Origin of the sequence: Mycolicibacterium phocaicum (genome assembly GCF_010731115.1) — a bacterium.
GTDB lineage: Bacteria > Actinomycetota > Actinomycetes > Mycobacteriales > Mycobacteriaceae > Mycobacterium > Mycobacterium phocaicum.
On sequence record NZ_AP022616.1, the window covers coordinates 3,378,229 to 3,393,732 of the forward strand.

The 15,504-nt window shown below is 69.0% G+C and carries 12 protein-coding genes and 1 pseudogene; 3 read left to right on the forward strand and 10 right to left on the reverse strand.

Features of this window, described 5'->3' with window-relative positions; genetic code table 11:
- Positions 1 to 6: 6 nt before the first annotated feature.
- From G6N46_RS16370 to G6N46_RS16410, 9 genes are all read right to left on the reverse strand, one after another.
- Positions 7 to 294 carry a WXG100 family type VII secretion target gene (locus G6N46_RS16370; protein WP_061000613.1) on the reverse strand — a complete coding sequence of 96 codons (288 nt, stop codon included), beginning with the start codon at positions 292 to 294 and terminating at the stop codon, positions 7 to 9.
- Between the two features lie 42 nt (positions 295 to 336).
- Positions 337 to 630: a WXG100 family type VII secretion target gene (locus G6N46_RS16375; RefSeq protein WP_061010344.1), complete on the reverse strand. Its 294-nt coding sequence runs from the start codon at positions 628 to 630 to the stop codon at positions 337 to 339.
- Between the two features lie 61 nt (positions 631 to 691).
- Complete coding sequence (locus tag G6N46_RS16380) at positions 692 to 2,272, reverse strand: PPE family protein (protein WP_235688648.1); 1,581 nt, start codon at positions 2,270 to 2,272, stop codon at positions 692 to 694.
- A gap of 1 nt (position 2,273) precedes the next feature.
- Positions 2,274 to 2,582 (reverse strand): PE family protein, encoded by a 309-nt coding sequence (locus G6N46_RS16385; protein ID WP_064860575.1) that lies wholly within the window; start codon positions 2,580 to 2,582, stop codon positions 2,274 to 2,276.
- Positions 2,582 to 6,571 (reverse strand): type VII secretion protein EccCa, encoded by a 3,990-nt coding sequence (eccCa, locus tag G6N46_RS16390; RefSeq protein ID WP_135356754.1) that lies wholly within the window; start codon positions 6,569 to 6,571, stop codon positions 2,582 to 2,584. Before eccCa ends, G6N46_RS16385 begins: the two co-directional genes overlap by 1 nt.
- Positions 6,568 to 8,151 (reverse strand): type VII secretion protein EccB, encoded by a 1,584-nt coding sequence (gene eccB, locus G6N46_RS16395; protein ID WP_135356755.1) that lies wholly within the window; start codon positions 8,149 to 8,151, stop codon positions 6,568 to 6,570. Before eccB ends, eccCa begins: the two co-directional genes overlap by 4 nt.
- Positions 8,148 to 10,046 carry a type VII secretion AAA-ATPase EccA gene (gene eccA, locus G6N46_RS16400; protein WP_275938038.1) on the reverse strand — a complete coding sequence of 633 codons (1,899 nt, stop codon included), beginning with the start codon at positions 10,044 to 10,046 and terminating at the stop codon, positions 8,148 to 8,150. The genes eccB and eccA overlap by 4 nt, the downstream gene beginning before the upstream one ends.
- A gap of 269 nt (positions 10,047 to 10,315) precedes the next feature.
- The gene (locus tag G6N46_RS16405; protein ID WP_138247733.1) at positions 10,316 to 11,203 is read right to left on the reverse strand and encodes an SAM-dependent methyltransferase; all 888 of its coding nucleotides are present in this window, start codon (positions 11,201 to 11,203) and stop codon (positions 10,316 to 10,318) included.
- 46 nt (positions 11,204 to 11,249) lie between these two features.
- Positions 11,250 to 12,128: an oxygenase MpaB family protein gene (locus G6N46_RS16410; RefSeq protein WP_061003145.1), complete on the reverse strand. Its 879-nt coding sequence runs from the start codon at positions 12,126 to 12,128 to the stop codon at positions 11,250 to 11,252.
- Between the two features lie 77 nt (positions 12,129 to 12,205).
- On the opposite strand from G6N46_RS16410, the gene G6N46_RS16415 reads away from it, so the two are divergent.
- The 3 genes and pseudogenes from G6N46_RS16415 (at position 12,206) to G6N46_RS16425 (ending at position 14,511) form a co-directional block, all read left to right on the forward strand.
- Entirely contained in the window at positions 12,206 to 12,823 is a 618-nt protein-coding gene (locus tag G6N46_RS16415; protein ID WP_135356757.1) for a TetR/AcrR family transcriptional regulator, read from the forward strand.
- On the forward strand, positions 12,820 to 13,629 hold the full coding sequence (locus G6N46_RS16420) for a helix-turn-helix domain-containing protein (RefSeq protein ID WP_061003148.1): 810 nt from the start codon (positions 12,820 to 12,822) through the stop codon (positions 13,627 to 13,629). Before G6N46_RS16415 ends, G6N46_RS16420 begins: the two co-directional genes overlap by 4 nt.
- A 58-nt stretch (positions 13,630 to 13,687) precedes the next feature.
- Positions 13,688 to 14,511 (forward strand): annotated as a pseudogene (locus tag G6N46_RS16425) (SAM-dependent methyltransferase).
- A 362-nt stretch (positions 14,512 to 14,873) separates the two neighbouring features.
- Here G6N46_RS16425 and G6N46_RS16430 read toward each other — a convergent pair.
- A complete protein-coding gene (locus G6N46_RS16430) occupies positions 14,874 to 15,452 on the reverse strand; it encodes a VOC family protein (RefSeq protein WP_138247732.1) in 579 nt (192 codons plus the stop codon).
- Positions 15,453 to 15,504: the final 52 nt, after the last annotated feature.

Sequence of the window (15,504 nt, forward strand, 5' to 3'; positions counted from 1 at the left end):
TTGGACCTAAACCCACTTGGCGCCTTCGGCGCTGTCGCGCGCACTCATCGAGAGCGTGTTGGTCTCGTGGGTGCTCGCCATCGCGCGGTAGGCGTGGACGAGTTCTTCCATCGCGGTGTTCCACTGGGCCTGCCACGCCTGGTAGCTGGTTCCGGTGTCACCCTGCCAGGCGCCGGCCAGGGCGGCCTGCTCGCTGGCGATGTCGAGGCCGACGGCGTGCAGGGCGCCCGCGTAGGCGGTCATCTCGCCGGCGTGCGCCAGCATCGCCGGGTAGTTGTACATGATCTGGGACATGGGATCTCCTCGCTGCTGGGTGTCTGGATCGGGGTGCGGCGGCTAGACCGAGGTGTAGGTGCCGGCCGCGGCGGTGTCCTGCGCGACGTAGGTGCCGGCCGCGTCGCCCAGGTTGGCCTGTGCGATGTCCAGCAGGGCGTTGACCTTGGCAGCGACCGCCATGAAGCGGACGTGTGCAGCCTGGAAGGCGGCCGCCGAGTCACCCTGGTGGAAGCCCTGGGCCGACTGCGCGGCCTGCTCGGCCTGGCCGATGGTGCTGCGCATCAGTGCGGCCTTGGCGGAGAAGGTCGACTCGGAAGCGATCAGCTGGGGGATGTGTGCGTCGAGCATGCTCATGGTGATACCTCTCAGGGTTCGTCCGGATTCTCTTGGTGGTCAAATCTCTTGGTCCACAGGCTCAGCGGTTGGCACCGCCTTCCGCGTCCCAGCTGCCGGGCAGCATGGGTTCGGTGACACCGCCCCCGAAACCGTTGCCGGTCAGGCGGTTCAGGCCCGTCGCCTGCTGGTCCTGGCGGGTCAGCGTGCCGCTGAAGCCGATCGGGCCGGCGCCGCGGGCCGAGGCGAGCACATCGGCGCGTGGCGTCCTGTCCGCGCCGGCGCCGTCCCCGAAGTCCGGATCGACCTCGGAGTTCATGTCCATGTACTCGTCCCGGACACCACGCTCTTTCGCCGCCCGACGGCGACGGGCACGCCGCCGCTCGGTCGCGGCCGCTGCGGCAGCCGCCGCTGCGGCGGCAGCGATCCCGGATGCCGGCGCCGGCGCGGTCGCGCCGTCCCGCAGGGTCGGGGTGAACCCCGGGCCCGGATCGTCGACGGCCACCGCGTACGCCATCAGCGGGGCCGGCGCCGCCGGGGCGGGGGCCGCGACCGAAGTCGGTGCGGGCGCAGGCGCGCTTGCCGGGGAGGCCGGGGTGGCCGGCACCGTCGGGGCGACGCTGACGACCGGCATCTGGTGGTCGACAGCCTGCAACTGCGGCGGCGGCGGGAATGCATCTGCGACTTCGGGATCCGGCACGTAGTCGGGCTCCAGCAGCGCCAGCAGGCCCAGGCTGGACAGACCGACGGCGATCAGTGCCGGCCCCCACAACGGTGCCGACAGCATCGCGCCCCAGGTGCCCCAGCCGACGGGCTGGAAGAACGCCTGATAGCCCAGCGCGAAAAGCAAAGGGCCCCAGGTGGTCAACGCTTGCGAAGGGTTGGTCAGGAAGTCGAAGATCATCTGCTGGATCTGGCCCAGCGGATCCTGCAGGAACTTCCAGATCAGATCGCCACCGGGCAGCGTCTTGATGTAGTTGTACAGATAGTCGGTGATCGCGTTCGACGCGTCGAGCGACGAACCGGCATCCGCGGCCTGCAGCTGAGCGCCGGCCTGCGTCGCACTCGCCGACGCGGTGCCCGCCTCGCCGACGCCCGCCGCCAGCATCATCGGTGCCGGCGTGGTCGTCGGGGCCGCCGCCACCGCAGCGCCCGACACCGCCTGGTACGTACCCATCACGGTCGCGGCCTGCAGCCACATGCGGGCGTAGTCGGCTTCGTTCAACGCGATCGGAATAGTGTTGATACCGAAGAAATTCGTTGCGACCAGAGCCGCGTTCACCACGTGGTTGAGAGCCAGTTCGGGAAGCGTCGGCATCGCGGCCAGGGCGGTGCTGTAGGCGGCCGCGGCCGTCTCGTGCTGCACCGCATTGGCAGCGCTGTTGGCGCTGGCCTGGGCCAGCCAGGTCAGATACGGCGCGTGGGAGGCGAGGTACTGCTCTGCGCTCGGCCCCTCCCACGCCCCCGCCTGGACCTCACCCAACAACGCGGTGAGTTCGGCTGCGGCCGAGGCATATTCGGTGCTCAGCGACTGCCAGGCAGCCGCCGCGGCCAGCAGGGAGCCCGGACCGGGTCCACTGGACAGCAGCGTCGAATGGACTTCGGGCGGCAGCGCCGCCCAGATGGGGGCGGTTGGCAGGCCTATCCCCATGGGGGCGGTCATGTCAGCCCAGGACCGTCACGTACGTGGCGGCGGCCTCGGCGTCGCCCGTCGCGTAGCTGATGCCGGCTTCGGTGACACCGCCACCGGCACGGCCCAGTTCGGTGACGCCCTGTGCCGCGACCGCCTCGTGCTCGGCGCCGTGGGCGCTCAGGCTGATCGCCGTCTGCAGCGAAACAGGATCCGCGGCAGGCGGGATCACCGCGGTGACCGCGGGCGCGGCCGCGGCGTGGGCCGCGGCGAGCCGAGCGGTGAGCGCCTCGACGGCGGCACCGGCTGCCGTCAGTCCTTCGGGAACGACGCGCAAGGTCATCAGTGGAACTCCCCTCGTTGTGTTCCGGTGGGCCGGCCCGTGATCGGGTCGGCCACCAGCGGATTGATCAACTGGACGTACGTGGCCTCGTCGCTGTCGCCGAGCACCATGGCCCGACCGGCCGGCAGCCGGTTGAACCGGTGGCCGCGGATGCGGCCGCTGTCCTGCGGGTTGCCGGACAGCATGACGGTGGTGGCCTGCAGCTCGTTGAGCCTGCGCAGCAACGGAGCCGTCATCACCGCATGGGCGGAGCCGGCGGCCCGGGCGGTGACGATCACGCGCAGACCCAGCTCGGACGCCTGGGACAGCAGCCCCAGCAGTGCCGTCCAGGGCCGCTGGCCGACGAACGGACCACTGACCGCCGGGGCGTCCGGGATCTGGTCGACGTCGTCGATGATCAGGTAGTGCAGGTGGTTGCCCTGACCGTTCCGGTAGGTCCACCCGCTGAGTTCGGCGGCCGTCAGACCAGCTGGGGGCCTGCGCTTTTCGAGCAGTGCCGCCAGACCGAGCATCGCCGGGGTGACCCTGTCGACGTTGGGCGTGTACTCGTTGTCCGGGAACAACGGCTCGTCCACCAGGTGCAGCCTGCGGTCGATCACGGTGAACGCCACCGACTCCGGCGTCGAGTTGTCCCGCACCGTGCGGATCAGGTGCCGCAGCAACGTGGTCTTGCCGGACTTGGCATCGCCCAGCACCATCAGCAGCGGGTTGGCCGCGAAGTCGACCGTGACCGGTGCCAGGTCCTGCTCGCGCTGACCGATGACGACCGTCTCGGGGCTGTGATACAGGGGCGCAAGGGTTTCCGGGGCCAGGTCCGTCGGCAGCAGGCGCACGGGCGGCGCCGTCTGCCCGGGGTACCGGGCGTTGATGGCGGCGATCGCACCGAGATCCGGTTCGGCGAACAGGAAGTGCTCGGCTGCCATGGTCAGGCCGCGGCCCGGCTGGTCGGCGGGGACGCCGTCGGCGGGGCGAGTCAGTGCCGCCACGCCCGGGGTTCCCGTGGACCGCACATTGCTGTCGCGCGAGTCGGCCAGCTTGAGCTCGAGCCGCAGACCCAGGCCGTCGCGCATCGCCAGCGGCACCTCGAGCCAGTTCGGCGTCGTGATGACCACGTGGATGCCGTAGGCCATACCGGTGTTGACCAGTTCGGTCATCTTGGACAGCAACGGGTTGCGGGTGTTGAACATGTCGGTGTTGTCCCGGCTGAACGCATACAGGTTGTCGATCACCAGGAACACGTCGCCGTAGCCGTCGTCGCGCAGATCGCCGTCACCGGCGGCGGCGCGGGCCTGACGCGACGCCAGCAGCTGCTCCAGTTCACCGAAGGTGCGACGGATGCGCTCGGGCTCCAGCGGCGAGGCGACACTGCCGACGTGGGCCAGCGGTTTGAGCGAGCGCAGCCCGCCGCCGCCGTAGTCGAGGCAGTAGAACGTGACCGCACGCGGCGAGTGCGTCGCGGCCGCCGACAGTACGAACGTCTGCAGCGCAGTCGATTTCCCGGACTTCGGCCCACCGTGGATCACCAGGTTGGCGGCCGCCGACGTGGCGTCGAAGACCAGCGGATCGCGGCGCATCTGGAACGGCCGGTCGATCTCGCCCAGCGGCCACCGGCCGTGTCCGGCGGGAATCTCGGTGCCGGCCAACAGCTCCGGCAGCGCGATCGGCTCGTCCAGCGGGGCCAGCCAGAGGCGCGGCGCCTGCGGGCCGTACTGCGCCAGCTGCTCGCCGATGGTGGCGACAAGCTTGCGGGGCGGACGCAGATCCGGCGCCGTATCGGTGACGATCACCGTGTCGGGAGCCGGGGTGACGTGGCCCGCCGGGAACAGCTGCGGCTGCGGAACCGCATGCACGACAACCGCTTTCTCCGCACGTGGCGGGTCATAGATACCGTCCACGTAGGTGCTGCGGAACTTGACCGGCACCGCGCCCGGCGTGGGGACCAGGAAGCCTTCGCCCTTGTGCTCCGGACCGGCCTCGATGTGGTACGCGTCCTCGACGCCGATGATCTGCCGGCTGATCGACGGGCTTGCGACCTTCAGACCGATGCGGTAGGAGGTGTTCTTGTCGATGTCCTTGATCCGGCCGACGTCCAGCGTCTGCGACGCGAACAGGATGTGGATGCGGAACGAACGGCCCTTGCGGGCAACGTAATCGAACAGCTCGGCGTACTCGGGATGGTCGGCGAGCATCAGGGAGAACTCGTCGGCGACCACCAGCAGCGTCGGGATCGGCGGCAGGTCGTGCCCGGCAGCCTGCGCCGCCTCGTACTCGAGGACCGAGTTGAAGGCGCTGCCCTGCACGCGGCGGCCGGCCTCCATCAGCAGCTGCTCACGCCGGGCCACCTCACCGCGGAGGGTGTCGGCGAACCGGTCGGCCAGCGAGCGCTTCTCGGCCATGTTCGAGATGACGGCGACAACCTGTGGGAAGCCCCGGAAGATGTCGGCGCCGGCCTCACCCTTGAAGTCGGCGTAGATGACGATGAGACGGTCGGCCGAGTGCGTCGTCAACAGCGACAACAGGATCGACATCAGGGTCTGCGACTTGCCCGAGCCCGTCATACCGATCATCAGACCGTGCGGGCCCATGCCGCCCTCGGCCTCGTCCTTCAGGTCGAACATCAGCGGCTCACCGGTGGCGGTGACGCCGATGGGCACCCGGAGCTCCTCGGCGCGTGAGCGCGGCGCCCACAGGCCGGCGACGTCGAGCGCCGCCGCATCCGGAATCCCCAGCAGTGTGCCGAAGGTGGCCAGGCCGGCGCCCGTGCTCCGGGCCCGGTTCGGGTTGGAGTCCCAGCGGGCGAGGCCGCGGGCCAGGTGGGCTGCGGCGTGCGGCGAAAGGTCGTCGGCGACATCGAAGTACGACTGCCAGCCGGCCGCCGCCCACCGCTCGATGCGGCGGTCGGACACGCGCAGCACCGGGCGATCGGGATCGGGGTACTCCGGCTGTTCCGTGCCGCGCTGCAGCACCGTGACTCCAGCCAGGCCGGCCCGCGGCAGCAGCTCACCGAGGTCGGCGTCCGGGTCGTCGACGACGATCAGCAGGTGCCGCTGCGGCGTGGTGTCGGCGGCACCGAACGGTTGCCGGTCGCCGAGCTCGGCGGACAGCAGACCGGCGAGCTCGGGGACGTCGGCGGACAGGTAGCGGGCCGGGCCGACACCGTCGATCTGGCCCGGAATGTCGCTGTGCGGCAGCCACTTCAGCCAGGACCAGGACTCCGATTCCAGCGTCTCGGCATCCGCAGTCGCCAGGCCGATCCCCAGCAGCGCCGGGTCGTGCCACGTCACCGCTTGCGCAATCCAGGCCCGCAGCGCGCCGCGCACCTCGTTGGCATCGCCGAGCACGGTGATGCGCGAAACCTTGGTCAGGTCGATACCGCCGGGCACGGCGGGCACCGTCCGCTGCACGTCGAGCAGCCCGCGCAATGCGCTGTGCGACACCGGCTCCAGATCGATCTCGGCCGCGGTGTCCTTGACCTGCAGCACCGTCTCCAGGCGTGCGTCGTGCAGCCCGGCACGCACCACCAGGTAGTCGGCGTCGTGCGGGTCGCGCTCCCACTGGCGGCGGGTGCCCGCGATGGCGGCCAGCTGGTCGGGGGCGGGGTGGGACCACTCGAGCGCGGCGCGCTGCTCGGCAGCCTGGGCCCGCACGTTGTCCCGCACCACCGACAGGTAGCGCAGGTAGTCGGCGCGTTCCGCGTCGACCTCTTCGGTCCGGGTCTTGTTGTCCGAACCGCGGTAGAAAGCGGTGGCGGCCAACAGGAGTACGAAGGGGAAGAACAGCGTCTGCGGCGAGATGACGCGCATGCCGGTGGCCACCAGGGCCACGACCATGCCGACGATCAGGATGACGATGAGGTAGGGCAGCACCCGGCGCAGCAACGACGGCGGCACCAGCCGCGGCAGCTCCGGCGGCGGCTCGATGGTGATGACGCTCGCACGGGTTGCCGGGACGGGCAGCCGGCGCCGCGCTTCGAAGATCAGACGGCTCACGGGTTCTCCCTCACGGCGATTTCGACTGCCGGGCTCGTCCGGGTGGGCACGAGCGCCGGGATCTGCAACGCGTCACTCCGCGACAACGTCGGGCCGGGCGCGAACTGGCTGAGGATCGACCACGGCACCGGCAGCGGTGCTGCGGTGAGTCCCAGCGCGGCAGGGGTTTTCCGGTCGGCATTGGTGGCATCACCTTCGGTGGAGATGCCGTAGCGGACGCCGGTGTCGCTGATCCAGTAGCCGGACAGCGCCGGGGTACCGCCCTGGCCGGTGGCCTGGACGTAGTACCCGGTGCCCGGGGTCACGGCGACGCGCTGCGCGGTGCCGGCCGGTCCGGCCAGGGCCACGGTGTGCTCGTCGGCGGGCAGCGGCAGCGTGGCTCCCGCCAGTAGGGTGAGCGAATTGGTCGTGGCGCCATCGTGTTTGGTCCAGCGAGCACACGTCAGCGGCGCCTTGGTGGCATCGACGACGGCCAGCGGGCGCTCCGGGTATGCCGCGGTGTTGATCGCCGTGGAGACCGGGATGCGGGCGACCTGGTCGGCCGACAGGCGCGGTGGCTGCTCCAGACCGTACGAGTCGGTGTTGCGCAGGATCGCCGCGACAACCTGTGAAATCGGTTGCAGGCCATCATCGAGCACCGCGTAGTAGCGCACGGCGTTATCGGTGGCGGCCTCCGTGGTGACCGCGGTGACCACGGCGCCGACAGGGGCCGCGACCGGCATGGGGTACGGCGTGGGCTGGCCCGCGTTGACGATCGGCGGCGCGGCCAGCGGGGCCGACTCCGGGATCGCGTTGAACAGGCCGTCGGCGACTGCGCGGGGCGTGGGCAGGGCAGTTCCGTTGGCGCCCAAGCCGAGTGCGGCCGTCACCGCCCGGTTGTTCAGGTCGACCGCACTGCGTCTGCCGTCCCACAGCAGCCAGCTGCCCCCGTTGACGCCGGCCGAGCCGACGCCATCGTTGCGCACCAGCACCGCGTCGTGGGCACCGAGCGCGCCCGCGCGGGAGCCGCCTTCGGCCAGCGGACCGGTGATCACGGTGACCCCGACGACCTCGCCGGTGGCCGCGTCGCACACGGTCCAGTCGGCATCCCGAGAAGAGTTGGGCACCATACGTTCCGGGGCACCCGGGATGCCGATGAGACTGCCGCGCGCGAACTTGTCCAGCTCCGCGCTCGGGACCATGGTGGGGTTGTCCGGGCGCCCGGCGATGAGCCGGGCCGAAGTCAGATTCAGGACGGGGTGCAGTTGGTCGCCCACCCGGGCGTACAGCGCGGACGTCTCCCGGTCGGCCAGGATCACGTCGTTACCCGCGACGCCGGCGGGCCGGATCAGGGAGAAGACGAAGCAGCCCGCCAGCGCGGTGACGAGCACCAGCCCACCGACCAGAACGGAGCGGCTCTGGGTTCGCAACGGGTCGACCAGCATCCGGGTGTCGTGCATGGCCACGCCAGATGCGATGCGCCGCATGAGGAATCGCCAACCCGACACCTGGTGCCGCGTGACGAATCCGCGGCGGTAATGGATCTGATCCGGGTTCTCGTTGACCGGGGTACGCGAACTGAAGCTCTTACGGTCGGTCACTGGGGCACCACCAGTCCGAGGCCCCGCAGCAGTGGCGCGGCCGAGTTGCTGACGTCACTCGCGGTGATCGTCATGAGTTCGTCGTCGGTGAAGTCATGCGCGGCAAGGTGATCCAGCCGATACTCACGTTCTTCTTCGGAGCGCTCCACGAGGTTGCGGACGAAGCGGCCGTTACCCGCGATGTCCAGGCTACGGCGCGCGACACCCGCCGCGTCGGGCGTCGTCGCCGTCGCGAGGTGTCCGAACAGCTGCTCCATCTCCTGCTGCGCAGCGGGTTCGAAGACGCTGTCGCGTTTTTCGGCCATGCGCATCGCGATCTCGGTGAGTTCGGTCGCCGAGTAGGACGGGAAGTCGATGCTGCGGGTGAAGCGCGAGCGCAGACCTTCGTTGGTGTCCAGGAACATGTCCAGGTCTTTGCGGTAGCCGGCGATGATCACGACCAGACGGCTGCGGTCGTTCTCCATGCGGGCCAACAGAGTGTCGATGGCGACCAGACCGAAGTCGTTCTTTGCGCCGGTGGACACCAGCGCGTAGGCCTCGTCGAGGAACAGCACGCCGTCGAGCGCGCTGTCGATGATCGCGTTGGTCTTGGCTTCGGTTTCACCGATGTGCTGGCCGATCAGGTCGGCACGATGCACTTCGCGCACCGTCTCTTTGCGCAGCAGGCCGAGGCCGCAGTAGATCTTGGCGACAACGCGGGCGATGGTCGTCTTACCGGTTCCGGGAGGTCCGGCGAAGACCAGGTGATTGGTGCGCTGGGCCACGGCCAGGCCGCGCTCCTGGCGCCGAATCGACATCGCCACAGAGCTTTTCAGCCGGGCCACCTGGTACTTGACCTCTTCCAGGCCGATGAACTCGGCCAGCTCGGCCTCCGCTTCGACGAGCAGATGAGCCTTGCGCGACTTGGCATCCGGGTCGACGAAGTCGGCCTCGGTCGGCTCGGTCTCGGGATCCCACGGATTGTGCCGGGCCTCGATCCGGGCCGCGGTCGTCGGATCGATACCGAAGCTGGTGTCGGTCAACGCATGCTCGGCGTCAGTGTTGTCGGGGTGGGCGGCGTACAGCTCGGCCAGCACGTCGGTGGCTTCGTCGTCCTCGCCCTGCGCCCGCAGCGACAGCGCCTTGACGAACGTGCCGTCCACGGCGGCAACCGCGACCGGCCCCTCCGGGTCCTCGAGGTGCGACAGCGCAGGCGCGAACATCCCCAGGTGGGCCAGGGCGATACCCAGCGCCACCCGCGCGGCGTGCGCGTAGTTCGGATCCAGGTTGGGGTCGTTGACGATCGGGGTCAGCTGCCGGACCACGTCGGACCAACGGCGGGTGCGGTGGTGCATCCCCACTCGCACCCAGCGCGCCGGCAGCCAGCCCGGCTTGCGATCGAGCAACTCGCCCACCAGCTGATCGGCACCTTCGTACGCGCCGGCGCCGGCAAGTGTTGCGGCGTAGGCGAGTTGGAAGCCGTCCCGGTCGGCGGCGCGGAACTGCAGGTACAGACCACTGTCGTAGGTGAAGCCCAGGTCGCCGTCGGCGAGGTCGAGCGCCCGCTGCAACACGCCGGCCGACGCCACCGTCCGCCAGATCGCCTCCACCACGTCGGGCGTTGCCGCGCCTGCGGCAGCCAACCCGGTCCAGGCGTCGCAGTGCTCGCCGGCGATGCGCGTCAAAGTCAGGAAGCCGCCCAGGGCCGCGTCGAGGTCGGCCGGGCGACGACGACCGTCGACGCTCAGGCCGAGCGCCAGGCAGCCGGTGGCGAACCGGGTCAGCACATCACGGTCGACCCGCGATACCCGCTGCGCCGCATCAACATCGGCGACCACTGTGTTACTGCCCGCGGTGCTCGGTCGCACGTGGGTCCTTTCCGTCGTCGACACGCCAGAGGACGAACCACCGCTCATCTGGCGGCCGCCCTAAGAAGGAGTCGGCATCCGGAACGGGTTGGTTCCCGACGGGCCGAGGAACGGGCACTGTGCCGCCGCGCGGACGCGCCTTGCTGGAAGTGCGCCGCGGCGGATACCGCAAATGTGTCAGTGCCCATGTTGATGTTCGCGGGATATTAGAGTCCCCGCATATCTCCTTAAGTATGCCTAAGCTAACCCCTGCGAAGTTAGCATTGCATAACTTAAGTTGTCGAGACGCACCCCTCCGTCGGAGCAGGTGACGACGCTCACTCCTTAACGGCAGTGACCAGGGTGTTCGAGGCGATCATGGTCGCGGCTTCCGCATTCGTCGGCACCGGACGGCCCACCGAGCGGAAGTAGTCGGCCAGCCCCGTGGCCTCCGCCCGCCAACCGCGCGCGCCGAACCAGTCCGCCGCCGGGGCGATCTGCTCGTTGTAGATCAGCTTGAAGAAGCCTTCCGCCATGTCGTCCCCGGCGGCACGCTTGGCCGCGAAGACCTCCGCAGGCATGGGCTTGCCCTCTTCGACCGCCACCCAACTGCCAGGTGCCGCCAGGGCATCGATACCGGTGAACAAATCGTCCTGTGCCGTCGCGGGCAGATAGATCAGCAGCCCCTCGGCGATCCACGCCGACGGGCGGGAGGGATCGAAACCGGCGGCCGTGAGTGCCGTCCGCCAGTCGTCGCGCAGGTCGACGGCGATCTCCCGGCGCTCGACCTTCGGTTCGGCTTCGTTGCCGGCCAGCACTTCCCGCTTGAACTCGAGCACCTGCGGTTGATCGAGCTCGTAGATGACGGTGCCGTCGGGCCAGTCCAGGCGGTAGGCGCGCGAGTCGAGCCCTGCGGCCAGCAGCACGATCTGGCGCACACCGGCCGCCGCGGCGCGCTGGAAGTAGGTGTCGAAGTATTTGGTCCGCGAGGCCTGAAAGTTGATGAACGGTTCGCCGAATTCGGGCGTCGCCAACGGATGTTCCGGCGCCTCACCGTCCAAGACGTCGGCCCAGACACCGCCGACGGCGCGGGTGAACACCTCCGCATATCGGTCCACCGCAAGCGGATTGGGCTTGGCCGCTTCCAATGCCCGCGCCGCGGCAACCATCACCGCAGTCGATCCAACACTCGAGTTGATATCCCAGCTGTCATTGTCGGTCCGCACCCGCGCGAGGGTACGCCGACAACGTGGACGCCGACTGGGACGAGCCTCAGACCAGCGGGCGCCCGGTGCGGATGCGCCAGTTCAGATCCATGAGCATCCAATTGAAGGGGAACCGCCGCAGCGGCCCGGGCAGCACGCGGTTGACCGCTTTCACGAGTTTCATCACCGCGTTGAAGCGCTTCTGCCGCTTGGTATCCCACGGCAGCTGCATCTCGTCGCGGAAGCGCTGCGGCAGGAAGCCGGTGGTGAGCAGCAGGGCAAACGCCTCGGACCAGCGCTGCAGCGGGCCAGGAAGCTGCAGCCCCTTCAACCGCGCCGCCGCAATCGGAAACAGGTACTCGCGCACCGTGTCGTCGATGTGCACCTGGTCCAGCGACTCTTGCCAGTACTTGTCGAAGGCGGCCCGGTCGGCCGGCCACATCTCCGGCGTCACCTGCAAGGTGGTGCCCATCGTCATGCCCTGCCGATAGAACTCCTCGGCAGTCTCGTCGTCCAACTCGCCGACCACCAGGCGGTACACGTCGAGCGCGCCCTTGAACAGGCACGCCGCCACCCACAGCTGCAGGTTCTTGTCCATGGCGCTGTACTTCACCGGGCTGTCCGCGGTGGAGTACACCTGCCGGTGCGCCGTGTTCACCGCGCTGCGGTACGCCGCCTTCTGTTCGTCGGATCCCAGGATTGCGACCGCGAGGTACGTGAACGTGGTCCGGGCGCGCTTGATCGGGTGCAGGTCGGTGCGGCCACTTTCCACCCGGCTCTCGACGACGCCGTAGCCGACGCCCGGACGCGCCAGCTGCATGATCACGTTGGCCGGGCCCGCCAGTAGTGCCGCACCAACCAATCCGTCGGCGTACTGGACATCACGACGCACCCGACGGCCGGGCGCGCACGCGTTGACCGGCATCTCGACGAGATCGACCGTCATTGGTCACTCCTAGCAAAAGTGAGAACGATTGATTCCTGATATTGCCCGCGGCACGGTGCGGGTGTCAAGATGGCGGGGTGCCTCAGGTACGCCCGTACCGCGGGATCGACGCGGCAGAACGCCTGGCCCAACGACGGGCCCGGCTGATCGACGCCGGGCTGGAGATTGTGGGTGCCGCGCCGCCGGCACCGGAACTCACGGTGCGGACCATCTGCGGCGGAGCCGGCGTGGCGATGCGCTACTTCTACGAAAGCTTCTCCGACAAGGACGTTTTCGTCGAGGCGGTGTTCGACCACGTGATCGCCGGCCTGGCCACCACGACGCAGGCGGCGGTCGCCGCCGCGCCGATCGATGAGCAGAGCCGCGCCGGTATGGCCAACATCGTGCACACCATCGCGAACGACCCCAGGGTCGGCCGGCTGCTGTTCAGCGCGCAACTGTCCAACGAAGTGGTGGCACGCAAGCGCAACGAATCGACCGTCTTCTTCGCCATGCTGCTCGGCCAGCACGCGGGCGACGCCCTTCAACTACCCGCCGGCGATCGTCGCCGGGCCAGCACCCATTTCGCGGTCGGCGGCGTCGGACAGACGCTGAGCGCCTGGCTGTCGGGCGAAATCACTTTCACCCCAGACGAATTGATCGATCATCTGGCGTTGCTGCTGGACACGCTCGGCAAGCGGGCCGTCCGCCGGTGAACGGACCCCGGCTGCGCCGGCCCCGGTCGCCGCTGCACCAGCACATCGACTTCTTCGGCTACTGGGCGCACGGTGGCGTGGCCACCGACCGGAGCCGAGCACTGCCGCGCGGCGCCGCGACCGTGGTCATCGACGTGGGCGGCCGGGATCGCGTCGACATCTTCTCCGCCGACGGCGCCACCCGGATGCCGGTGGAGCCGGCATTCCTCACCGGGCCGGGCACGCTGTCGTACGTCACCCGGATCGATCCGGGCGAAGCGGTGCTCACCATTCATTTCCGGCCCGGCGGCGCACTGCCATTCTTCGGAATTCCGTTGGCGGACCTGGAGAATTCCTGCGCCAACCTCACCGACCTCTGGGGCGCCGACGCCGCCCTGCTGCGCGAGCAACTGATCGCGACACCGGACTGGCCCCGACGCATCGAGATCGTCGAGGACTTCCTCATCGCCCGGTTGCGGCCGATTTCCCACACCCTCATGCCGGTACTGCACACCGCCGAACGCCAACCGTCAGTCCGGGTTTCCGAGGCCGCCGAGCTGACGGGCCTGTCCCCCAAGCGCTTGATCGCGACGTTCCGCAACGAGATCGGACTCACCCCGAAGGCCTATCTGCGCGTGCGACGGCTCCAGGCGGCACTGCGTCTGCTCGATGCCGGCAGCCGCGACGGCGCCGACGTCGCGGCCACTCTCGGGTACTTCGATCAACCGCACTTCGTGCGCGAGTTCCGCGGCTTCACCTCGGTCACGCCGACCCAATATGCCCAGCGGCGCAGCGCGCTGCCCAGCCATGTGGGGCTGCCGGGGTAATCAGTCAACGGGCAAAAATATCCAAGCGTCGCGCGCATCAGACCGGCACCATGGGGACATGCACCAAGGAGCACAGGCCGTCGCGAACACCGGCCTTCTGGTCGCCGCCATCCGCGCCGACGAATCACGCCGCCCTGACCGCCTTTTCACCGATCCGTTCGCCGACCGCCTTGCCGGAGAGACGGGCCGCCGGCTGCTCGCCGAAGCCGTCGCCGAAGCCGGGGACCGCCCGACCCGGCAGATCGTGGTGCGCACCCGGTTCTGGGACGAGGCCCTGCTGCGCGCGCCACCCGGTCCGTCCGCCAGGTCGTGATTCTCGCCGCGGGTATGGATGCCCGCGCCTACCGGCTGTCCTGGCCGGACGGCACCACGGTGTACGAATTGGACCAGCCCGAGGTGATCGCCGCCAAGGCCGCGGCGCTGGAGGGCGAGCAGGCGTTGTGCACGCGGGTGGCGGTCGGCGTCGACCTCACCGGCGACTGGACAGCAGCTTTGCGCGCCAACGGCTTTGACGACCGCCGACCTACGGCGTGGTTGGCCGAGGGACTACTGCAGTACCTCGACGAAGCCGCGGTCGGCACGGTCTTCGAGCGCGTCGACGCCCTTTCCGCGACTGGTTCGGTGCTGCTGTACGACGTCGTCGGCAAGACGCTGCTCGCCGCGCAGCTGTTGGCGGCGGTGCGCCAGTCGATGGCGCGCAACGGGGCACCGTGGCTGTTCGGCACCGACCAGCCCGCTGAACTCGCGGAGCGCCACGGCTGGTCTGCGGTGGTCACCGACGTCGCCGTGCCGGGAAATGAGTGGGGCCGTTGGTTCGCCCCCGCGGTGCCGATGGACGTGCCCGATGTCCCGCGCGGCTACTTCGTCGAAGCGACGAAATAGGTTGGCGCCGAGCTTGGCGCGTCTTGATCCTGCACTCATGGTCTCGCGCACTCAGCTTTTTGCGCCGTAGCCGCGGAATCAATGACGGTCTCACGTTGATCCTGCAGCCCGGGTCCCCACGACTCGAGCTTTGTGAGCGTCAGCGCAGGGTCAACGTCCGCAAGACATTTGCTTGTCAAGTGCCCAGCACGCGGAGGCTTGCGACTGTGCCACCAGATCGTCGATTTCACGGATCCGGCGGTCTGATTGCACACTCGCGAAGGCGCTGAAACACCTCGCGCCACGACTGTGCATTCAGAGCGCATCAACCGCGAATCTGGCGGTCTGTGCGCACACTCGATATAGACCCGGCATTCCAGCCGTCAGGCCGGAGCCACCGCCGGCCGCCGGTCGGCGGCGGTCCGCGGCTCGGTCACGGTGTCGGCCTCGGTGAATTCCTTGGTCCAGCAGGCGAACTCCAGCGTGATGCCGTCAGGGTCCTGGAAGTAGAACGACCGGACGTACACGCCGGGGTGCACCGTCGGCGACGCCTGCATGGGGCTCTCGTCGTGGTTCAGCACCGGCCCGACCCGCACGCCCTTTTCCTTGAGCCGCTTGCGGTACTCGTCGAACTTCTCAGCGGGTACGTGAAAGGCCAAGTGGTTCAACGACCCGACGGCGCTCATGAACTCCCCGATACCGGGCAATGCCGCCGGTTGCGAGATACCGGGCGCTCCGTCGGGAGCCTGGGCGAACCAGAAGAACGCCACGCAGTCGCCGTTGCCGGCGTCGAAGAAGAAGTGCTGCCCCATGCCGCCTGGCAGGTCCAGCGACTTCACCAGCGGCATGCCCAGCACGCCCGAGTAGAAGTCGACGGTCCGCGCCATGTCCGCACAGACCAGGGCGACGTGGTTGATGCCGCCCAGCTCGAATTCGGCGTTGCGGTTGTCGGGCTTGATCATCGTGCCACTCCTGACGACAGGGTCTGGTCAATCACCTAATCTGAATCTAACA